This is a genomic window from Nissabacter sp. SGAir0207 (genome assembly GCF_005491205.1).
Taxonomy (GTDB): Bacteria; Pseudomonadota; Gammaproteobacteria; order Enterobacterales; family Enterobacteriaceae; genus Chimaeribacter.
In genome coordinates, this window is record NZ_CP028035.1 from 1,628,098 (window position 1) to 1,647,977 (window position 19,880).

The 19,880-nt window shown below is 61.0% G+C and carries 20 protein-coding genes; 11 read left to right on the plus strand and 9 right to left on the minus strand.

Annotated features, from left to right (window positions below):
- Positions 1–155 precede the first annotated feature (155 nt).
- From C1N62_RS06975 to C1N62_RS06985, 3 genes are all read left to right on the plus strand, one after another.
- Positions 156–677: a hypothetical protein gene (locus C1N62_RS06975; RefSeq protein WP_240775747.1), complete on the plus strand. Its 522-nt coding sequence runs from the start codon at positions 156–158 to the stop codon at positions 675–677.
- A gap of 255 nt (positions 678–932) precedes the next feature.
- Positions 933–1,790, plus strand: a complete 858-nt coding sequence (locus tag C1N62_RS06980; RefSeq protein WP_137762946.1) for a manganese catalase family protein — start codon at positions 933–935, stop codon at positions 1,788–1,790.
- 114 nt (positions 1,791–1,904) lie between these two features.
- Complete coding sequence (locus tag C1N62_RS06985) at positions 1,905–2,105, plus strand: hypothetical protein (protein WP_137762947.1); 201 nt, start codon at positions 1,905–1,907, stop codon at positions 2,103–2,105.
- A gap of 35 nt (positions 2,106–2,140) precedes the next feature.
- Here the strand turns inward: C1N62_RS06985 and C1N62_RS06990 are convergent, their stop codons facing one another.
- Together C1N62_RS06990 and C1N62_RS06995 are read right to left on the minus strand one after the other, a co-directional pair.
- Positions 2,141–2,407, minus strand: coding sequence for a biofilm development regulator YmgB/AriR family protein (locus C1N62_RS06990; RefSeq protein WP_137762948.1), 267 nt, complete (start codon positions 2,405–2,407; stop codon positions 2,141–2,143).
- 304 nt (positions 2,408–2,711) lie between these two features.
- Entirely contained in the window at positions 2,712–2,975 is a 264-nt protein-coding gene (locus C1N62_RS06995; protein WP_137762949.1) for a sigma-S stabilization anti-adapter protein IraP, read from the minus strand.
- Between the two features lie 212 nt (positions 2,976–3,187).
- Here C1N62_RS06995 and C1N62_RS07000 point away from each other — a divergent pair, with 212 nt between their 5' ends.
- Positions 3,188–3,409: a YgdI/YgdR family lipoprotein gene (locus C1N62_RS07000; protein WP_137762950.1), complete on the plus strand. Its 222-nt coding sequence runs from the start codon at positions 3,188–3,190 to the stop codon at positions 3,407–3,409.
- Between the two features lie 46 nt (positions 3,410–3,455).
- On the opposite strand, the gene C1N62_RS07005 is transcribed toward C1N62_RS07000, so the two are convergent.
- The 6 genes from C1N62_RS07005 to fliD form a co-directional block, all read right to left on the minus strand.
- Positions 3,456–4,466 (minus strand): acyltransferase, encoded by a 1,011-nt coding sequence (locus C1N62_RS07005; protein ID WP_168195828.1) that lies wholly within the window; start codon positions 4,464–4,466, stop codon positions 3,456–3,458.
- 125 nt (positions 4,467–4,591) lie between these two features.
- Entirely contained in the window at positions 4,592–6,247 is a 1,656-nt protein-coding gene (locus C1N62_RS07010) for a YfhO family protein (protein ID WP_137762952.1), read from the minus strand.
- 112 nt (positions 6,248–6,359) lie between these two features.
- A complete protein-coding gene (locus tag C1N62_RS07015) occupies positions 6,360–7,190 on the minus strand; it encodes an AraC family transcriptional regulator (RefSeq protein ID WP_137762953.1) in 831 nt (276 codons plus the stop codon).
- A 76-nt stretch (positions 7,191–7,266) separates the two neighbouring features.
- Entirely contained in the window at positions 7,267–7,617 is a 351-nt protein-coding gene (fliT, locus tag C1N62_RS07020; RefSeq protein ID WP_137762954.1) for a flagellar protein FliT, read from the minus strand.
- A complete protein-coding gene (fliS, locus tag C1N62_RS07025) occupies positions 7,617–8,030 on the minus strand; it encodes a flagellar export chaperone FliS (RefSeq protein WP_137762955.1) in 414 nt (137 codons plus the stop codon). Before fliS ends, fliT begins: the two co-directional genes overlap by 1 nt.
- Positions 8,031–8,042: 12 nt before the next feature.
- Positions 8,043–9,476, minus strand: coding sequence for a flagellar filament capping protein FliD (gene fliD, locus C1N62_RS07030; protein WP_168195829.1), 1,434 nt, complete (start codon positions 9,474–9,476; stop codon positions 8,043–8,045).
- Between the two features lie 370 nt (positions 9,477–9,846).
- On the opposite strand from fliD, the gene C1N62_RS07035 reads away from it, so the two are divergent.
- The 7 genes from C1N62_RS07035 to tcyN all read left to right on the plus strand — a co-directional run bounded on the left by C1N62_RS07035 (position 9,847) and on the right by tcyN (position 15,837).
- Complete coding sequence (locus tag C1N62_RS07035; protein WP_137762956.1) at positions 9,847–10,677, plus strand: flagellin; 831 nt, start codon at positions 9,847–9,849, stop codon at positions 10,675–10,677.
- Positions 10,678–10,946: 269 nt separating this feature from the next.
- Entirely contained in the window at positions 10,947–11,669 is a 723-nt protein-coding gene (locus C1N62_RS07040; RefSeq protein ID WP_137762957.1) for an RNA polymerase sigma factor FliA, read from the plus strand.
- Between the two features lie 72 nt (positions 11,670–11,741).
- Positions 11,742–12,254, plus strand: a complete 513-nt coding sequence (gene fliZ / locus C1N62_RS07045) for a flagella biosynthesis regulatory protein FliZ (protein WP_137762958.1) — start codon at positions 11,742–11,744, stop codon at positions 12,252–12,254.
- A gap of 193 nt (positions 12,255–12,447) precedes the next feature.
- Complete coding sequence (locus C1N62_RS07050; protein WP_240775767.1) at positions 12,448–13,440, plus strand: D-cysteine desulfhydrase; 993 nt, start codon at positions 12,448–12,450, stop codon at positions 13,438–13,440.
- A 110-nt stretch (positions 13,441–13,550) separates the two neighbouring features.
- Positions 13,551–14,348: a cystine ABC transporter substrate-binding protein gene (gene tcyJ / locus C1N62_RS07055; protein ID WP_137762959.1), complete on the plus strand. Its 798-nt coding sequence runs from the start codon at positions 13,551–13,553 to the stop codon at positions 14,346–14,348.
- Positions 14,349–14,419: 71 nt separating this feature from the next.
- Positions 14,420–15,082, plus strand: coding sequence for a cystine ABC transporter permease (tcyL, locus tag C1N62_RS07060; RefSeq protein WP_137762960.1), 663 nt, complete (start codon positions 14,420–14,422; stop codon positions 15,080–15,082).
- Positions 15,083–15,084: 2 nt separating this feature from the next.
- Positions 15,085–15,837 carry an L-cystine ABC transporter ATP-binding protein TcyN gene (gene tcyN / locus C1N62_RS07065; RefSeq protein WP_137762961.1) on the plus strand — a complete coding sequence of 251 codons (753 nt, stop codon included), beginning with the start codon at positions 15,085–15,087 and terminating at the stop codon, positions 15,835–15,837.
- A 59-nt stretch (positions 15,838–15,896) separates the two neighbouring features.
- On the opposite strand, the gene putA is transcribed toward tcyN, so the two are convergent.
- On the minus strand, positions 15,897–19,865 hold the full coding sequence (gene putA / locus C1N62_RS07070) for a trifunctional transcriptional regulator/proline dehydrogenase/L-glutamate gamma-semialdehyde dehydrogenase (protein WP_137762962.1): 3,969 nt from the start codon (positions 19,863–19,865) through the stop codon (positions 15,897–15,899).
- Between the last annotated feature and the right edge of the window lie 15 nt (positions 19,866–19,880).

Consider the following 19,880-nt stretch of genomic DNA (forward strand, 5'->3'; position numbering starts at 1 on the left):
GGCCTCTCCCTCTACAGCCTGTTCCAGTCAACCCTCATAGCCTTTTCATGCCAAAACCCACCCCACGGTTTGTGATCCTGCCCTTGCCGGACTATCTTCACATTGCCACGGGGAGGTTATGGGTGCCCCACATAGCGACCACTGATGCAGGGGGAATGTTGGCCACGCCCTATCTACTTATCCCCATCGCCGGCCTGTGCGCCCTGTGCCTGAGCGCACCTGCCACGGCAGAGGCGTTGTCGCGCTACTCGATCCACACTGGGTCGTTTGTGTTTCATCTCTATGATCCCACCGGTCACTACACCCAATATTTCCAGAATGATCTGTTCGCGGTAGAGCGGCGCTTTGGCGCGGGGTCGGACTACGGGCTGTATGCAGGCACGCTGATCAACAGCCGGGGCAACCGCTGCGCGATGCTGGGGATGGAGAAGGTGTGGCAGCGGCGTGGCAACTGGACGCTGGAGGGCATCTACGTCTATACCGGGGAGTTCTTTTTCGACGCCTTCTCGCACTGCGGCGATGCGGGCGTCTATCGCGATCACAAAAAGGTCACGGGCATCGGCTATGCGCCCTATATCTACCACGGCGTCAACTACCATCTGACGCCCTACCTCGGGCTGCGGGCGGGGATTATCCTGCCGGCCATCGCGGCTCTAAGCGTGCAGCTCACCTTTTGAATCAGGCTCAGCAATCCTTAGTGGGCGGAGATTCAGAGCACTCTGAAGGCCGCCATACTCTGGCAGCGCGCGGCACGCATTACCGCCGAAAAAGCAGCGGGTTAACGCGGCTCTCCCGGCCGGGCGCGGGGCGGGCCAGCGGGTTCAGTTAGCAATTAAATTGATAATGTTTCTCAGTTGACTTTGCAATTGTGGGATTCGCCTCCCATGCTTGATCGGGCGCAGCATCCAACCACTCAACCAGAGGAGCATTGTATGTTTCATCATTCGTCGAAACTTCAGTACCCAGTCCGAGTAGATAAGCCCGATCCGGAATTTGCCATGCTGTTGCAGCAGGCCATCGGTGGGGTAGAGGGTGAAATCCGCGTAGCCATGCAGTACTTCTTTCAGGCAATGGGCACCCGCGGCGATGCCCGCATCAAAGATCTGTTGATTTCGACAGCCACCGAAGAGCTGGCCCACATTGAGATGCTGGGTCATGCTGTCGCACTCAATCTGGAGGGCGCGCCGCTCTCTTATCAGGAAGCCTCCGCCAAAGATCCGGTGGTCAACGCCATCATGGGTGGCATGAACCCGCGCCACATCCTCTCTTCTGGCCTGGCGGCTATGCCGGTTAATGCCAATGGCGTGCCCTTTGATATGAGCCATATCTACGCGTCCGGCAACGTGGCGGCAGACATGCTGGCCAACGTCACCGCCGAGGCAACGGGCCGTGTGCTGGCGACCCGCCTGTACAATATGACCGAAGACAAGGGCATGAAAGATTTTCTCTCCTTCCTGATCGCCCGTGACACCATGCACCAGCAGCAGTGGCTGGCGGTGATCGAGGAGATGGGCGGCCTGAATGCGTCCCTGCCGATCCCCAATAGCGCGCCGCAGGAGCATGAGGCCACGGAGCACTCCTACTACTGCCTGAATACCTCGCTGGACAAACCGCTGCCGCAAGGCCGTTGGAGCAGTGGCCCCGCTTACGATGGCCGTGGCCAGTTCACCGCCAAAGAGCAGCCGGATATCCTCGGCCAGGAGCCGGATCTGGGCAAAGCCCGCCCCGGTTCAGGCGCACAGTTGGAGCAGATTGACGGCCAGGTGCCACCGACCCCCTCCAGCACCTGATATCTCGCGATACCTCCTCACAGGCTGCGCTCAGGCGCGGCCTTTTTTCTGCCGATCAATCCTGCCGGCCGCGCTGGCCTCTGCTATCTTTTTAATCACAAAGGAGGAAACGCCATGTCATTAGAGATCAAAAAAAGCGAGCAGCAGCAGGGGAGTTATCAGTATGAGGTAGTATGCCAGGAGGCGGGCTACCACTTTACCCTGACCGGCAAAGGGGAGACAGCCACCGAGGCCGATGCGGAGTTGCAGCGCACCATTATTGAGATGAAACAACGGTTGGACGAGGTAATGCAGATGAGCAAAGCCTCAGCGTAGGGGCAACAGCCGGGACGGGTGTCCCGGCGGGGGGGTTAGCTGCGGGCAAACATCGCTTCACGCGAGTTGAGCATCAGGCTCTCCAGCGCATGACGGTAAATATCCAGCTTGATGACATCCGTTTCGCTCTCCAGCTTGTCAATCAGGTTGGCCATGATGGCCTTATTGCTGACCACCTCGTTGCTTTGCAGCAACTCCGTCACAATCGCCTTGATAACGTCTGACTCACTGGCGGGCAGGGCGTCGCCGCCGTTGAAATAGGAGGCGATTTCTCGTTCGGCAGAGATGGCGTGCTTATTCATTGTTTTCCTCGTCGTTCTTCTCCACCTGTACGCCATAAAGGGGCAGCACAAAAAGTGGGCGGGTGGCAAAAAAAACCTCTGAAGGTGAAAACCTGTTCACCTTCAGAGGAGAAGTACAGCATTCATTACAGGGCGATTCATACTCGCCATTAAACTTATACAAAGAATTGGATTTTGTATAATTTTGAAGTTAGCTTTTTGTGCGGTAATGCCGGCGCGGTAACGTCAGCCACGCAATGATGGCGGCCGGAAGCATTAAAAAGGATGGCAGGCGCAACGCCTGCCCTGAAGCAGAGAGGGGCGATTACGATTGGAGGCGGGGTTTATCGATCAGGGCGTAGAGGCAACTGCGCAGCTTAACCAGATCGTCTGGGTTACTGACATTGTCGGCTGCCGCATCCAGCGCCATATTGACCTGGCGTGAGATGTTGGCCTTGGTTTGCGCATCCAGCGAGTTCATCAACGCCGTAACCGCAATCTGTAAGGCCTCAACCTGAATCAGCGTCTCTTTGGAGGCAACGTCATTTTCCGCTAATTTCACCAACAGTTCTGCAATAAGGGCTTTCATACCATAAGTCACCAAGTTTGGGTCCATAGAAAAGCTATAGTAAAGCGCAGGTTACTTATTTCGATAGTAAAATTTTAACAAAATGGTGCGGCCAAGATCACACTTAACACAAATAGATTAAATAATCTCATCAGAGGCGAAACGTGCGGTCCACTTGCCGCCGGGGCAATATGCACTATGATTAAAACGTTCTTAACAAAAAGGAGTGAGTAATGAAAAAAATCGTTATAGCTTCAACGGTTATGCTCTCTGCTTTGCTGGCCGGCTGCTCGAGCAATTACGCCATTCACACCCTGGATGGCCGCACCATTGTCAGTGAGGGCAAGCCCAAAACTGACGATGCCACCGGCATGATCAGTTATACCGATGCCTGGGGTAATAAGCAGCAGATCAACCAGAACACCATTAAAGAGATGCAGGAAATTAATGATTGAGCCTGCATGAAAGACTACCCCGCCGCGGCGGGGTTTTTTATGGACGCTATAAAATGGCGCGGATATAGGGCACGGTACGCAGGGCGCGCACCAAGGCGTAGGTCAACAGGAACCACACCACAGAGAAGATCAGCCCGCCGAAAGGCCATACCAGCGCGACATTCACATTGATCACATGCCCGAGCAGCAGCAGGAACACCATATGCACCAGGTAGATGCCAAAAGCGCATTCGGCCACGGAGAGGATACGTTGCCGCCAAAGCGCGCTGAAGGTGAAGCGAACATTCAACAACAGATAGAACAACGCAGCGGAGGCGATCACCACCGGCGGATAGGCGTAGTTATAGTAAGTTTCACGCGGCTGGTGGGCGGCCAATGAGATATGACGCGTACCTGCGAAGATAATTAACGTCATCAGACCAAACAGCGCCAGTGCCAGCCAGCCCCGCTGGCGGGTGAAGGTCAAATCTCTCATCAGCAGCGGCAGGAACAGATAGATCACCAGCGGATGGAAGTTATCCAGCGCCATATTGCCAACGAACCCCACGCGATACTGGAAAGCCTCATTCAGGAAGGGCATGGCGCAGGAGAAAACAAACGTGAGGGCCGCATACCATCGGAACAGGCTACGGCTGCGGTAGTAGAGCAATCCTACCAGCGGCATCATGATATAGAGGCCCACCAGCGCATAGAGGAACCAGAGGTGGCCCGCAGCATTCTGATTCAGCAACGTGCCAATCAGCCACTGGCGGCTGAAAATATCCTGTCCATTGAGCAAGCCATAGATAAAGGACCACGCCACCAGCGGCAGCAGGATGCGCGTCAGACGTCGCTTGAGGAAAGCGCCTACCGGCATCTCCTCCTTAATAAGCAAAAAGGCGGAAGCCATAAAGAAGAAGGGGACGCAAAAACGTGCCAGCGAGTAACAGAGGTTGGTGATACTCCAGGCAACCCCATCTATCGGTGCGGCGTAGAACGTCATCATTGAGGCATGGATCAAGACAACAGCGTAGATGGCAACGGCGCGCATCATCTCGAGATTGAAATTTTTTTCCATACTTCCCTGCACGGCAGTCATGTAGTTCAAGTTAACAATATAATTACCTTGAGATTACATTTTTATCAATATGTTTACATGACGGGCGTGGCAGGGATCAATTTACCATGACGTGTCTACTCAGTTTAACCGGGCAGCCGGCCCTGTGGTCGCGCCATCAGCCAGAGACGCCAGCGCCGCTTGCGTAGCCACAGGACTAATAGCATCAACAACGTGCTGAGGGAGACCAGCGCTGGCCCCACCACGATGTAAATGTGATAACCCAGCGTCACCGTATGTTCACCGGGTGTCAGGCGCACACCGATAAAGCCATCATCCAGCGCTCTGGGCGCAACTTTCTGCCCATCCACCATCAGGTAGTAGCCAGCGTAGCGAACATAGGGCAGCGTGTAGAGCGTCGGGGCTGGCACTGACACGTGGAAGCTGGGGTAACCGTTGATGTAGCCATTGGGCGTTTGGAGCACATTCTCCCGGCTGATGGGCGGCAGCATCTGCGCGGACAGTTGCCGGAAGGTGTCGCCCTGCATGGTGCTGTTATTCAGGTAATCAGGATAGAGGCGGAGGGTGTGGAACGCCGCCAGCGGATTGTTGAGCGCGCTCTGCACCGGCAGCCAGGCGGCGGCCAGCAGCGCCGCCAGCGCCAGCCCGCCCACGGCGGGGCGCCAGGCCAGCAGGCGTTGCAGCGGCACGGCGGCATAGAGTGCCAGCAGGGCGCAGGCGCAGGTGAGTAGCCGCCAGGGGAACTGCATCAGGTTAAACAGCGGCGTCTTCAGCGGCAGCCAGTTCCAGTCCACCAGATTGGTGGAGAGCAGCACCAGCAGCAGCCCGGTCGCCAGTAGGGTCTTGCCACGCCGGCCAATCGGCAGGCACAGCCCCAGCAGGCTGAGCAGCAGCAGCGGCAGGCCGGGCGAGGAGTAGGTGCCCGCCTGAGTCAGCCCATACTGGCTGGGCAGGCCGAGCAGCGTTTGCAGCAGGTCGCTCTTGTACCTGTCCATATAGTGGTAGCTGAACAGCATCCCCTTGAAGGCATAGAGATCGGAATGGCGCATGTGGTAGAGCAGCGGCCCCCAGTAGAGGCAGGTGAGCGCCAAAATAATCAGTACGGCCCGCACCATAAACCGCAGGTTGGCGAAGGTGAACATCGCACGGACATTCAGGGCGGCGAACAGCAGGAAGAAGATCACGCAGGCAATCACGCTGGGGATGTTGGAGAGCAGGATCAGCGTGGCGGCGATGGGAATCAGCCGGATGTCACGCCGATCGCCCACTAACGAGCTACAGCCACGGATAAACAGTGGCATCACCGCCATCGCCAGACACTCGCCGACGGCGAAACGGATAAAGATGTTATTGAGGAAGTAGACCGAACTGAGGAACAGCAGGGCGCACAGGCCACCCATCGCGGCACTGCCATGCTCCCGCCGGCCAGCAAACCATGCGCTAATGAAGCCAATGCCGAGGATAAACGCGAACACCAGCTTCATCTGCACCATGTCAGAGGCGAGGCCGAAGGTCAGGGCGCGCGCCAGCAAAAACAGCAGCGAACTGAGCGGCGGGTAGAACATCTGCCAGCTGTAGCCATACTGGTTGGCGTTCCAGTAATCAAACAGCGGCGGGAACTGGCCATGCGCCAGCGCCTGATTCAGCGAGGTCATGCGCAGCAGGTGCGCTTCCCAGTCATGCCCATACCAGATCGCGCCCTGCAACAGCGGCACCATCACCATCACCGCCAGGGCGGCCAGCGCGGCAATCCGCACTCCTCTCTCTTTGCCCATGCTCATTGCCCTTGCTGACGCCGGTTGACAGAAGCCACACGATAAAAGCTTTTGCCAGGGCGCGCCATCCACCCGTCCCACTCTTTTTGCATTTTGTGCGGCGCATTCCAACCCTGCGTCAGGCCGCAGTGTCCGGGCAGGGCGTGGGGCGGTGGTGGCCACGGATGGCGGTCGGCAGGAAGCCGAAACGGCTACGGAAGCGGCCAGCGAAGCGTGAACCGCTCTCGTAGCCAACCTGCTGGGCGATGGTGGCGATGGCCGCGTCGGTGCTCTGCAACAGGCGCAGCGCATGGGTCATGCGGGTGTCGGTGATGAGGTTGCGCAGCGCACCCTCTTCGGCCGCCAGCCGACGGCGCAGCATCACCTCATTCATCTCCAGTCGCTCCGCTACCTCCGCCGCTGACCACGGATGGGCGATGTCGCTCATTAGCAGATCGCGTACCTGCTGGGTCAGGGTCTGGGCGCGGCGGTCTGCCAGCCGGACGCCATGCTCCGCCAGCCAGAGCAACGGTTCGCGCATCCGGTGGTGGACAATGGCCGTCGGCAGCGGCGGTTCCTGTGCCAGCGCGTCAAACAGGTTCTCCAGTGTCAGGGTGAAGTGGCGGTGCGGGGCGGCGATTGGCGTGGCGGCGTGCGGCATCAGGGCCGGCGGCGCCTCGCGGTCAAAGGCGGCGAGCAGCGTCTCGTCCCAGCTGAGGGTACGGCTGGCGTAGCGGCCCCGTTCGTCCAGATCCATATGGACATCGATCATCTGGCCGCCGTCCAGCGCCAGCATCTCCCCCTCGCGCACCAGCCAGTCACCTTCGGCGGTCTGGACCCGTTGGGAGCCGTGCAGAACCTGAAGCAGGCTGGGGCGGCTGAGGTACAGCCCAGAGATGGTGAGCGCGCTGTGCTGAATAATGTGGCTGGCAATGCCGGTGCCGGGGTAAGCGTAAAGGGTGCGTTGCATAATCGTGACTGTGTGGCAGTAAGCAGCCGGCAACCGATGAGCGGTTACCGGCGCAAGGCGGGGGGCGGGCCGCCGCCTAAAACAGCGGGCGGCGATCGGCGAACTGGCCGTAGGCGTGGGACAGCTCCTTCTGGCGGCTGGTATGGCCGATCAGTTCGGCCAGCTGATCCATGCGCGCGCGCAACAGTTGGGTCACCTGCGCCTCGTTTGCCAGGGTGCGGTCGAGCAGCGTGCGGATGGCGGCCTGCGTGGGGTCAGGTACCTCGCTTGCTGCCATCAGGGCGGTGGCCCGCTCGACCTGCCGGGCGTATTGGATCTCCATCTCCACCAGCGCCTGCCATTGGGCCTGATTGGCCAGCGCGAGCATCTGCTCGCTGAGTCCGAAAACCAGCTGATATTCGGTAATAAGGTGCGGGTGGCGATCCATTAATTCACATCCTGAGAGGGTTGGGGGTGGGGGCCTACCTGCTGCCAGGCCTCGGCGAGGTTGCTCAGCAGCGCTGCAACCTCGTCCAGTGCCGCCGGGTCATTGTGCAGGTTGGCCTGAAGCAGGCGCTGGCACATGTAGTCATACAGCGCTTCTAGGTTGGCGACCAGCGCCGGGTCGCCCTTCTCCGCATCCAGGCCAGCCTTCAGCCCGTTGTCGATGATGTTGATCGCCTTGGAGATCGCCTCGCCCTTGTGGACGATGTCACCCTGGGCCATGAACAGGCCAGCGCGAATCAGCGCGCTGCGCGCGCCGTCAAACAGCAGGACGATCAACTGGTGCGGGGTGGCGCTCATCACGCTGCTCTCCAGCCCCACCTGTTGATAGGAACTGACGCCGGAACGATGGTACATAACGCGTCCTTATTAGCTCGACGTACTGAACTGCTGGGTCAGGTAGGTCGAGGTGTTGTTGAGTTTAGAGACCAGCGTATCGAGCTGGGTGAATTGCGTTTTGTAGCGCGCCATGGTGGCGTCGATGCTGTCGCTCATCGCGTCATACCGCTTGCTCAGGGTCTTCAGCGTGGTGTTGATGCTGTCGGTAGCGTTCTTGATCACCCCCTCTTTGCCGGTCGAGGTACTCAGCATGGTGGTCAGGGTGCTGTCCATCATCGTGGCAAAGCCGGTGGTTTTGCCGTCGCCGATGAAGTAGTCGGCCACGCCCTTCGGGTTATCGCTCAGGGCCTTGGTCAGCTTGGTGTCATCGATGGTCAAGTTGCCGCTGGAGCCGTCAGAGCCAATGGTCGGATCCTGGGTGATGCCGAGCTGCGCCATGATTGCCAGGCTGCTGCTCTGGACGCTGGTCAACTGGCTACGCAACTGGGACTGGATGCTGCGCACGGTGCTGTTGCCCAGCAGCGCGCCGTTGCTGGTGGACTGGTCTTCGCCGCTCTCCACCGCAGTGTATTTGGTGACGGTGGCGATGGTGCTTTGCAGCGAGTTATAGGCGGTGACCCACGCCTTGATGGCGGTTTTGGTGTCATCGGTGGCGCGCGTCACCTCCAGTTGCTCGCTGCTGCCCGAGGCGCTGGCGGATTTCAGCGTCAGCGTCACGCCCTGCGGTGCATCGGTGATGGTGTTGCTGCTGCGCTCAATGGCCACGCCGTTGACCGTCAGCTTGGCGTTCTGTGAGGCCACCTGCTCAGTCATGCCGTTGCTGGCGCTGCCGCTGGTGTAGCCAATCACGCCCTGCAAGGTGTCGTCGCCGCTGACGCTGACCGTCATGTCATAGTCGGTGCCGGTGGACTTGGAGGTGAGCATCAGGCGGTAGTCGCTGTCATTGGCCTTGATGATGGTGGCGCTGACGTCGCCGCCGCTCTTGTTGATGGCGTCCGCAATGCCGCTCAGGGTGGTCTGCTCATCGGTCAGGCTGACGGTCAACGGCGTGCTGTTGCCAGCCTGCGTGATGGTCAGGGTACGGGTGCCGGCACCGCTGGTGCCCAGCTGCGTGCTGTTGCTGCTGATGGCGCTGGAGAGCAGGGATTGCGCCTTGGCGACCTGCGTCACCGAGACCGAGTAGCTGCCGACGTCGGCGGTGCTGTCGGTGGTGGCGGTAAAGGCGCTGCTGGTGCTGCTGACCGTGGTGCTGTTAAAGGCGGTGCTCTTGGTCAGCGCCGCGGTCGCCGTCTCCAGACTTTGCAGCGAGCTTTGCAGTTTGCCAAAGGCGCTCAACTGGCTCTGGTAGCTCGACTGCTGATCCGTGATGGTGGTGAGCTTCGACTCCTCTGCGGTTTCCAGAGAGGTATAAAGGGTATCGAGTTTCAGGTTAGAGCCGACGCCCAGGTTGCTGATAGTTGCCACGATGCTTCCTATAAATGAAGGGGATGACCTAAAAAGAGGTATCGGCCCGAATAGTGAAAAGTTTACGCAACCGCCAAAAAAATGATGCGCGGAATAGCGAGCCAGAACGACGGGTATTAAGGCGATAGTGCATAGAGAAGGAAGAGAGGAGGGCGCATTATTCTTTTATCCGCCGGCGTTTATTTCGCCGGCGAGGCGAACTGGAATCACTTTAATAAGTTTAATTCGTTTAAAATCAACAAATTAACGAATTTTATTATTTCATTCTAAAGTTCTGTGAAGTCACGCCGATACTTTTTAGGACGGTGAGAGACGCCGTGGGTAAATAAGCCCAAACCTAAACAAATTTTGATATTGAAGGAAGAATACAATGGCCGTTATCAATACTAACCTGATGTCCCTGACCACTCAGAACAACCTGAACAAATCTCAGTCTACCCTGAGCACCGCCATTGAGCGCCTGTCCTCTGGCCTGCGTATCAACAGCGCAAAAGATGACGCAGCAGGTCAGGCGATCTCCAACCGTTTCACCTCCAACATCAAAGGCCTGACTCAGGCAGCGCGTAACGCCAACGACGGCATCTCCATGGCGCAGACCGCTGAAGGCGCGCTGAACGAGATCAACACCAACTTGCAGCGTGTCCGTGAGCTGACTGTTCAAGCGAAAAACGGCACCAACAGCGCCAGCGACCTGACCTCCCTGCAGGATGAAGTGACCGCACGTGTTGCTGAGATCAACCGTATCGCCAGCCAGACCTCCTTCAACGGCACCAAACTGCTGGACGGCAGCGCAGGCACTGACGGTAAAGTCAGCATCCAGGTTGGCGCGGACGATGGCCAGACCATCACCCTGGACCTGTCTGGCGCGAAAGCTGATGCTGGAACTCTGGGTGTGGATGCCATTAACCTGACCACTATGGATGACACCGATACTACCCTGGCAACCATTGACGATGCCATCAGCACCGTTGACAAAGCACGTAGTGGCCTGGGTGCGGTACAGAACCGTTTCGACTCCACCATCAACAACCTGAACAACACCGTGACCAACCTGAGCGCCGCGCAGTCCCGTATTCAGGATGCTGACTACGCGACCGAAGTCTCCAACATGAGCCGCGCGCAGATCCTGCAACAGGCTGGCACCTCCGTGCTGTCTCAGGCGAACCAGGTTCCGCAGAACGTCCTGTCCCTGCTGCGTTAATCGCTTAGCCGGACCTGACAAGACCCCGCTTCGGCGGGGTTTATTTTGGGTGGTGCTCCGCCTTAAGTTAAATTTTTTTCATCATTGCGTTGTTTGGCGGTAAATGTCGTGTAAAGTAACGCCGGCGATTAAGAATTATCTTAAGGCATCTTGGAAAAGCCTGTCGGACAACCCACAAATAGCCGCCTTTTTTGCGGTTTGTTCCACCGATTACTTCGCACCGGCATAGGGATAATGCATACAGACCCTCAATTTGCCAGGTTTCGACAGTGAGCGATCTGTATACCGCCGAAGGCGTAATCGACAAAAATTCTCTGTGGCAGCGCTATGTTCCGCTGGTCCGCCATGAAGCCCTGCGCCTGCAGGTGCGGCTGCCGGCCAGTGTCGAGCTGGATGACCTGCTGCAAGCGGGTGGGATCGGGCTGCTTAACGCAGTGGAACGCTACGACGCGCTACAGGGGACGGCTTTCACCACCTATGCGGTGCAACGCATTCGCGGGGCCATGCTGGACGAACTGCGCAGCCGTGACTGGGCGCCGCGCAGCGTACGGCGCAATGCACGGGAAGTGCAGGTGGCCATGCAGCAGGCAGAGCAGCAGCTCGGCCGGCCGCCGACGGAGGGGGAGGTGGCCCACGCGTTGTCCATCCCGTTGGAGGAGTACCGTCAGATCCTGATGGACACCAACAACAGCCAACTCTTCTCTTACGACGAGTGGCGCGAGGAGCACGGCGACAGCGCCGATGCGCTGATGGAGGGGCATGAGGAGAGCAATCCGCTGCACCACCTGATGGAGGGCAACCTGCGCCAGCGGGTGATGGACGCGATTGAGGCCCTGCCCGAGCGCGAAAAAATGGTGTTAACACTGTATTACCAGGAAGAGCTGAACCTGAAGGAGATCGGGGCTGTGCTTGAGGTCGGGGAGTCCCGCGTCAGCCAGCTGCACAGTCAGGCTATCAAGCGCTTGCGAGCCAGACTTAACGCCGATCATTAAGCGCCGCCTGCCCAACAGGTCTGCGCCCTCGGAGTTCCGCCCCTTAAAAGCAACACATTAGCGGAATTTTATATGCCAGGTACATCTGTTAAAAAACGGCCGCTGAGCCGTTACCTTAAAGACTACAAACACAGCCAGACTCACTGCTCCCAATGCGCCAAGCACCTTGACCGGATGGCGCTGGTCTTTCGTGGGCAGATCATCAATAAAGAAGCCATCGCCGGCATGGACCAGCTGATCGACGATCAGGTGTGGCTGAAGCTACAGGACGAGCTGATGGCGTTGTGCCGCTTTTGCAGCGAGATCTCCTGCAACAGCAACCCGGAGTATTTCGACATCAAGGCGTTCAAGCAGTACCTGTTTGAGCAGACCGAGATGAGCCACAGCACGGTGCGCGAGTACGTGGTGCGCCTGCGCCGCCTCGACGAGATGCTGATTGCCCGCAACTACCCGCGCGAGCGCATCAGCGGCGACAGCATCCACCAGCGGATCATTGAGGACTTGCCGGACGCTGGCCACAATAACTACCGCATCGCCCTGCGCAAATATGACCAGTACCTCGCGTGGCAGAGCCAGCCGCGCTGACCACTTAAGGCCCGGCCACCCCAGCCGGGCCTTTCATTTGTGCCGCTAATGGGTGTAATCGGCCAAATCAATCACGATTGCGTCCCGCAACGGGTGATTGTTACAGAAACATCTGCTAGATCTATAGGTTGTATCTCGACACTTTCCTAAGGGGAACCGGGTGAGCAACCTCTCCACACCATCTTACCGTTATCTGAGTGACCAACTGGCCGCCGTGCCGCGCCTTGATCTGGTCGGCCCCGCCACGCCGCTGGAGCGGCTCGACCGCCTCTCGGACTATCTGGGCCATGAGATCTACATCAAGCGCGACGACACCACGCCGATGGCGCTGGGCGGCAACAAGCTGCGCAAGCTGGAGTTTCTGGCCGCTGACGCGCTGCGCGAGGGGGCCGATACGCTGGTGACCGCCGGTGCCATCCAGTCCAACCATGTGCGCCAGACAGCGGCGGTGGCTGCGCGCCTCGGCCTGCACTGTGTGGCGCTGCTGGAGAACCCGTTCGCCGCCGGTGGCTACCAGCCCGGCGACAACTACCTCGCCAACGGCAACCGCCGGCTGCTCGATCTCTTCAACACCGAAGTGGTGATGTGCGACGCGCTGCATGACCCGCAGGCGCAGTTGCGGGACGAGGCGGAGCGGCTGGAGGCGCAGGGCTTCCGCCCCTACGTCATCCCGGTGGGCGGCTCCAATGACCTCGGTGGGCTGGGCTACGTGCAGTGCGCGCTGGAGATTGCCGACCAAGGGCAGCAGGTGGCGTTTGGCAGCGTGGTGGTGGCCTCCGGCAGCGCCGGTACCCACGCCGGGCTGGCGGTCGGCCTGCAACAACTGATGCCGGAGACGGCGCTGATTGGTGTGACGGTCTCGCGCAAGGCGCAGGATCAGCGCCCCAAGGTCGAGACGCTGCAACAGGCGATCGCCGCCCGGCTGGGGCTGACGGACGCGCCCGCGCCGATCACCCTGTGGGACGAGTACTTCGCGCCGCAGTATGGCGAGCCGAACGAGGAAGGGATGGCGGCGATCAAGCTGCTCGCCTCGCAGGAGGGGATCCTGCTGGACCCGGTCTACAGCGGCAAGGCGATGGCCGGGCTGATTGATGGTCTGGCGCGCAAGCGCTTTGCCAGCGGGCCGATCCTGTTTGTGCATACCGGCGGCGCGCCGGCGCTGTTTGCCTATCCACCGGCGGTGTGACAGGCTCGCTTATGCCATTCAGGACTAAGCATAAGGTGATTCATTCCTGTTAACCGGGACACCAAGTGATAACATCCTGAAAATAATAAACTGATTGATAAGGGGTACGTATGGGTTTTTCCGCATTTCGTCGCAACCTGCTGTTGGGTATGGTGGCTGTCACACTGACCGGTGGCGTGGTGAGCAATACCCTCGCCGCTGACCTGCTGGACAAGGTCAAGCAGCGCGGATCGCTGGTGGTCGGGCTGGAGGGGACTTACCCGCCGTTCAGCTTCCAGGGTGAAGATGGCAAGCTGACCGGTTTTGAAGTGGAGTTCGCCCAGTCGCTGGCGCAGCATCTGGGCGTGCAGGCCAAGCTGTCACCGACCAAGTGGGACGGTATGCTGGCCTCACTGGACTCTGGCCGCATCGACGTGGTGATCAATCAGGTCACGATTTCCGACGAGCGCAAGAAGAAGTACGACTTCTCCACCCCGTACACTATTTCCGGCATCCAGACGCTGACCAAAAAGGGCAGCGAGGGCGGCATCACCAAGCCTGAGGATCTGAGTGGCAAGAAAGTGGGCGTGGGTCTGGGCAGCAACTACGAGCAGTGGCTGCGTGAGAACGTGAAGGGCGTGGACATCCGTACCTATGACGATGACCCGACCAAATACCAGGATCTGCGCTTTGGCCGCGTTGACGCCATTCTGGTAGACCGTCTGGCGGCGCTGGATCTGGTGAAGAAGACCGGCAACACCATGGCGGTGGCAGGCCCGGCCTTCTCCCGTCTGGAGTCGGGCGTGGCGCTGCGCAAGAACAACCCGCAGCTGCTGGCCGCCATCGACAAGGCCATTGCTGACATGCAGCAGGATGGCTCCCTGAGCAAAATCTCCGAGAAGTGGTTCGGCGCTGACGTCACCAAGTAACCCCCGCGCCGGCGAGCGATCGCCGGCCCGTTTTCCACCTCCGGCGCGCGGCGCCGTCAGGGTCTGCACATATGCAAGAAAGTATTCAACTGGTGCTGGATTCCGCACCTTTTTTATTGAAGGGTACCCTGTTCACCCTTCAGCTCAGCATCGGCGGCATGGCCTTTGGTCTGGCGCTGGGCTTTTTGCTGGCGCTGATGCGCCTCTCCCGCTTCTGGCCGCTGGCCTGGCTGTCACGGATCTACGTCTCCATCTTCCGCGGCACCCCGCTGATCGCCCAGCTGTTCATGATCTACTACGGCCTGCCGCAGTTCGGCATTGAGCTGGACCCGATTCCGGCGGCGCTGATTGGCCTGTCGCTTAACACCGCCGCCTACACCTCCGAGACGCTGCGCGCCGCCATCTCCTCGATTGAGAAGGGGCAGTGGGAGGCCGCCGCCAGCATCGGCATGACGCCGTGGCAAACCCTGCGCCGGGTGATCCTGCCGCAGGCGGCGCGCACCGCCTTGCCGCCGCTCGGCAACAGCTTCATCAGTCTGGTGAAGGACACCTCGCTGGCCGCCACCATCCAGGTGCCGGAGCTGTTCCGTCAGGCGCAGTTGATCACCTCGCGCACCTTTGAGGTGTTCACCATGTATCTGGCCGCCTCCCTGATCTACTGGGTGCTGGCCACTGTGCTTTCGGCCTTGCAGAACCGCCTTGAGGCCCGCGCCAACCGACAGGATCAGGAGTAACCATGAGTACCATCGATGTCAAAAACCTGACCAAGGCCTTCAAGGGCAACACGGTACTGCATGGGATCGACCTGTCAGTCAACGCCGGTGAAGTGGTGGCGATCATCGGGCCGAGTGGCTCGGGCAAGACCACGCTGTTGCGCAGCATCAACCTGCTGGAGACGCCGGATGGCGGCACCATCCAGGTGGGCAACATCACCATCGACGGCAGCCAGCCGCTGAGCCGCCAGAAGGCGCAGGTACGTGCGCTGCGCCAGCAGGTGGGCTTTGTGTTCCAGAACTTCAACCTGTTCCCGCACCGCTCGGTGCTGGAGAACATCATTGAGGGGCCGGTGATTGTGAAGGGCGAGAAGCGCGCCGAGGCGGAGCAGCGGGCGCGCGAATTGCTGGCGAAAGTGGGGCTGAGCGGCAAGGAGAGTGCCTACCCGCGCCGCCTCTCCGGCGGCCAGCAGCAGCGGGTGGCCATCGCCCGCGCGCTGGCGATGCGCCCGGAGGTGATCCTGTTTGATGAGCCGACCTCGGCGCTTGACCCGGAGCTGGTGGGCGAGGTGCTGAACACCATCCGCGCGCTGGCGCAGGAGCACCGCACCATGGTGATCGTCACCCATGAGATGAGCTTTGCCCGCGACGTAGCGGATCGCGCCATCTTTATGGACAACGGCCGCATCGTGGAGCAAGGGCCGGCCAAGGCGCTGTTTACCAGCCCGCAGCAGGCGCGCACCCGCCAGTTCCTCGACAAGTTCCTGAACTCGTAACGCCCGGCGAAAAAAAGGGGAACCCAGTGGGTTCCCCTTTTTATTGGCTGATGCCTGGCTTAGCCGATGGTCATCAGGTTGGCGTTGCCGCCCGCGGCCGCGGTGTTGACGGAGAGCGAACGCTCCAGCAACAGGCGCTCCAGCAGCAGGTGGGTCTCGCCACGGGCGAAGCCCTGCACCGAGACAATCGCGCCAGCGCGTTTCGCCACATGCTCGCACAGGGCGCGCAGCTGGTCAGAGTCGCCGTGGTAGATCACCGCGTCATAGGCCGCGTTGTCCGACTGCCACTCTGGCGTGAAGTCGATACGCGCCCGCACCTCAGCCGGCAGGCGGCCAAACAGCGCACGCTGCATCTCACCCTCCGGCCACAGCGCACGGCTGCCCACGGCCAGCACACCCGCCAGTTGCGTCCAGGCGTCGTTCTCATCTTCCGCCAGACAGAGCACATGCTCGCGCGGCATCAGGGCGTAGGTGTTGCGCTCGCCCGTCGGGCCGGGCAGGGTGCGCACGGTGCCACCCTGCGCCCACTCGGCGTAGTGCTGGCAGAGTGCCGCCAGCGGCGACATCTGCTGGCCCTGCGCCCAGGCGTGCAGCGCCTGCAACGGGGCCTGCAACGGCGCGCGGGCGCTGCTGTCGAGGGCCAGTTGCTGATCCTGACGCGACAGGGTGCGGTGCACCGCGTCGTCCGGACGGCTGGAGAGCAGGCGGTAGAGGTAGAGCGGGCCGCCCGCCTTCGGGCCGGTGCCGGAGAGGCCCTCGCCACCGAACGGCTGCACGCCGACCACTGCGCCCACCATGTTGCGGTTGACGTAGAGGTTACCCACCTTCGCCTTGCTGGTGACGCGGGCGATGGTCTCGTCGATGCGGGTATGCACGCCGAGCGTCAGGCCATAACCGGCGGCGTTGATCTGGTCGATCAGGCCGTCGAGGTTCTGGCGGGAGTAGCGCACCACGTGCAGCACCGGGCCAAAGATCTCGCGCTTCAGCTCGTCAAAGCTCTCCAGCTCAATCAGCGTCGGCTTGACGAAGGTGCCGGTTGGCCACTCCTTCTCATCCTGCGCATTGGCGCGCGCCGCCTGATAGACCTTGCGGCCCTTGGCGCGCATCGCATTGATGTGCTTCTCAATGTTGGCCTTGGCCTCGGCGTCAATCACCGGGCCGACGTCCGTGGAGAGGCGCTCCGGGTTGCCCATGCGGCACTCGGCCATCGCGCCACGCAGCATCTCCAGCGTGCGGTCGGCCACTTCGTCCTGCACGCAGAGCACGCGCAGGGCGGAGCAGCGCTGGCCGGCGCTGTCAAAGGCGGAGGCCACCACGTCAGTCACCACCTGCTCGGTCAGCGCCGAGGAGTCAACGATCATCGCGTTCAGGCCGCCGGTTTCGGCGATCAGCGGCGTCGGGCGGCCCTGCGGGTCGAGGCGTCCGGCAATATTGCGTTGCAGCAGCGCCGCCACTTCGGTGGAGCCGGTGAACATCACGCCGCGCACGCGGGCATCATTCACCAGCGCCGCGCCAACGGTGGCACCGTCACCCGGCAGCAGTTGCAGCACGCCCGCCGGAACGCCAGCTTCGTGCAGCAGCTTCACCGCCAGCATGGCGATCAGCGGGGTCTGCTCCGCCGGTTTCGCCAGCACGCTGTTACCAGCCGCCAGCGCGGCGGCAATCTGGCCGGTAAAGATCGCCAGCGGGAAGTTCCACGGGCTGATACAGACCACCGGGCCAAGCGGGCGGTGGCTGTCATTGGCAAAGTCCTGCTCAATCAGGCCTGCGTAGTAGTGCAGGAAGTCAACGGCCTCACGCACCTCGGCGATGGCGTTGCTGAAGGTCTTGCCCGCTTCGCGCACCAGCACGCCCAGCAGGTTCTGCATCTGCGCTTCCATCAGTTCGGCGGCGCGCACCAGAATGGCGGCACGCTCCTCCGGCGGGGTAGCGAACCAGATTGGGCCAGCGTCAGCAGAGGCGTCCAGCGCGCGGCCAATCTCGGCCGGGGTCGCTTCGCGCACGCTGCCTACCACGTCACGCGGCTCGGCCGGGTTGATCACCGGCTGGGCCTCGCCCGCGTCTTTCTCAGCATCGATCAGCGGCTCGGCCTGCAACGGATGGGCGGCCGTGCTGAGCAGGGCGCTGGAGAGCGATGCCAGACGGTGTTCGTTGGCCAGATCCAGGCCCGCGGAGTTGACGCGCTCGTCGCCATACAGTTCACGCGGCAGCGGAATGCGCGGGTGCGGCAGGCCCATCTGGCCCTCTTGTGCCGCCAGCCCCTCCACGGCGCTCACCGGATCGGCCACCAGCTCCTCCAGCGGCAGGGTGGCATCCGCGATGCGGTTAACGAACGAGGTGTTGGCCCCGTTCTCCAGCAGGCGGCGCACCAGATAGGCGAGCAGCGTTTCGTGGGTGCCCACCGGCGCATAGATACGGCATGGACGGTTCAGCTTGCCGTCGGCCACCTTGCCCACCACCTGCTCGTACAGCGGTTCGCCCATGCCGTGCAGGCACTGGAACTCATACTGGCCGGGGTAGTAGTTGTTACCCGCGAGGTGATAGATCGCCGCCAGCGTGTGGGCGTTGTGGGTAGCGAACTGCGGGTAGATCAGGTTCGGCACCGAGAGCAGCTTGCGGGCGCAGGCCAGGTAGGAGACATCGGTGTAGACCTTGCGGGTGTAGACCGGGTAGCCCTCGAGGCCATCCATCTGCGCGCGCTTGATCTCGCTGTCCCAGTAGGCACCCTTCACCAGACGGATCATCAGGCGGCGGCGGCTGCGGCCAGCGAGGTCAATCAGTGAGTCGATCACAAACGGGCAGCGCTTCTGGTAGGCCTGAATCACGAAGCCAATGCCATGCCAGCCAGCCAGCTGCGGTTCGAAGCAGAGTTTCTCCAGCAGGTCGAGGGAGATCTCCAGACGGTCAGCCTCTTCGGCGTCAATGTTGATGCCGATGTCATATTTGCGCGCTTGCAGGGTCAGCGCCAGCAGGCGCGGGTAGAGCTCTTCCATCACGCGCTCGTACTGGGCGCGGCTGTAGCGCGGGTGCAGCGCCGACAGCTTGATGGAGATGCCGGGGCCTTCATAGATGCCACGGCCATTGGAGGCCTTGCCAATCGCATGGATCGCCTGCTGGTAGGAGGCGAGGTACGCCTGCGCGTCCGCCTCGGTCAGCGCCGCCTCACCCAGCATGTCGTAGGAGTAGCGGAAGCCGCGCTCCTCCAGCTTGCGGGCATTGGCCAGCGCCTCGGCGATGGTTTCGCCGGTCACGAACTGCTCGCCCATCAGGCGCATCGCCATGTCCACGCCCTTGCGGATCAGCGGCTCGCCGCTCTTGCCGATGATGCGGTTCAGGGAGCGGGAGAGGTTGGCCTCATTATGGGTAGAGACCAGACGGCCGGTGAACAGCAGGCCCCAGGTGGCGGCGTTAACGAACAGCGAGGAGCTGCGGCCGACGTGGGAGTGCCAGTTGCCGTTGCTGATCTTGTCACGGATCAGCGCGTCACGCGTCGCCTTGTCCGGGATACGCAGCAGCGCCTCCGCCAGACACATCAGCGCCACGCCCTCTTGTGAGGAGAGGGAGAACTCCTGAAGCAGCCCTTGCACCATTCCGGCGCGTCCACTTGCACCTTTTTGGTGCCTCAGCTTCTCGGCGATGCGATAGGCGAGCTGGTGGGTGGAGTCTGCCAACGCCGCGGGCAGGCGTGCCTGCTCCAGCAACATAGGCACCGCCTCGGTCTCCGGGCGGCGATAGGCAGCGGTAATGGCCGAGCGGGTCACCGACTGCGGCAGGATCTGCTCAGCGAACTCCAGGAAGGGCTGCGGGGCCTCGCTGGTGGGCAGGGCAAATGCCTCTTCACCCTCCTGGCTTGGCGCGCCGGCCGCCGGGAATTCCGGCAGATCCTCGCCACTCTCCAGGCGCTCCAGATAGGTGAAAACTGCCTGTTTGATTAACCAATGCGGCGTGCGATCGATGCGTTGCGCGGCGGTTTTGATGCGATCGCGTGTTGCTTCGTCCAGCTTCACGCCCATAGTGGTAGTGCCCATGCCAACTGACTCCTG

Excerpts from the sequence above, each read along its gene's own strand:
- C1N62_RS06975 (WP_240775747.1), top strand. The coding sequence starts at position 156 with ATGTTGGCCACGCCCTATCTACTTATCCCCATCGCCGGCCTGTGCGCC.
- C1N62_RS06980 (WP_137762946.1), top strand. The coding sequence starts at position 933 with ATGTTTCATCATTCGTCGAAACTTCAGTACCCAGTCCGAGTAGATAAG.
- C1N62_RS06985 (WP_137762947.1), top strand. The coding sequence starts at position 1,905 with ATGTCATTAGAGATCAAAAAAAGCGAGCAGCAGCAGGGGAGTTATCAG.
- C1N62_RS06990 (WP_137762948.1), bottom strand. The coding sequence starts at position 2,407 with ATGAATAAGCACGCCATCTCTGCCGAACGAGAAATCGCCTCCTATTTC.
- C1N62_RS06995 (WP_137762949.1), bottom strand. The coding sequence starts at position 2,975 with ATGAAAGCCCTTATTGCAGAACTGTTGGTGAAATTAGCGGAAAATGAC.
- C1N62_RS07000 (WP_137762950.1), top strand. The coding sequence starts at position 3,188 with ATGAAAAAAATCGTTATAGCTTCAACGGTTATGCTCTCTGCTTTGCTG.
- C1N62_RS07005 (WP_168195828.1), bottom strand. The coding sequence starts at position 4,466 with ATGGAAAAAAATTTCAATCTCGAGATGATGCGCGCCGTTGCCATCTAC.
- C1N62_RS07010 (WP_137762952.1), bottom strand. The coding sequence starts at position 6,247 with ATGAGCATGGGCAAAGAGAGAGGAGTGCGGATTGCCGCGCTGGCCGCC.
- C1N62_RS07015 (WP_137762953.1), bottom strand. The coding sequence starts at position 7,190 with ATGCAACGCACCCTTTACGCTTACCCCGGCACCGGCATTGCCAGCCAC.
- fliT (WP_137762954.1), bottom strand. The coding sequence starts at position 7,617 with ATGGATCGCCACCCGCACCTTATTACCGAATATCAGCTGGTTTTCGGA.
- fliS (WP_137762955.1), bottom strand. The coding sequence starts at position 8,030 with ATGTACCATCGTTCCGGCGTCAGTTCCTATCAACAGGTGGGGCTGGAG.
- C1N62_RS07035 (WP_137762956.1), top strand. The coding sequence starts at position 9,847 with ATGGCCGTTATCAATACTAACCTGATGTCCCTGACCACTCAGAACAAC.
- fliZ (WP_137762958.1), top strand. The coding sequence starts at position 11,742 with ATGCCAGGTACATCTGTTAAAAAACGGCCGCTGAGCCGTTACCTTAAA.
- tcyJ (WP_137762959.1), top strand. The coding sequence starts at position 13,551 with ATGGGTTTTTCCGCATTTCGTCGCAACCTGCTGTTGGGTATGGTGGCT.
- tcyL (WP_137762960.1), top strand. The coding sequence starts at position 14,420 with ATGCAAGAAAGTATTCAACTGGTGCTGGATTCCGCACCTTTTTTATTG.
- tcyN (WP_137762961.1), top strand. The coding sequence starts at position 15,085 with ATGAGTACCATCGATGTCAAAAACCTGACCAAGGCCTTCAAGGGCAAC.
- putA (WP_137762962.1), bottom strand. The coding sequence starts at position 19,865 with ATGGGCACTACCACTATGGGCGTGAAGCTGGACGAAGCAACACGCGAT.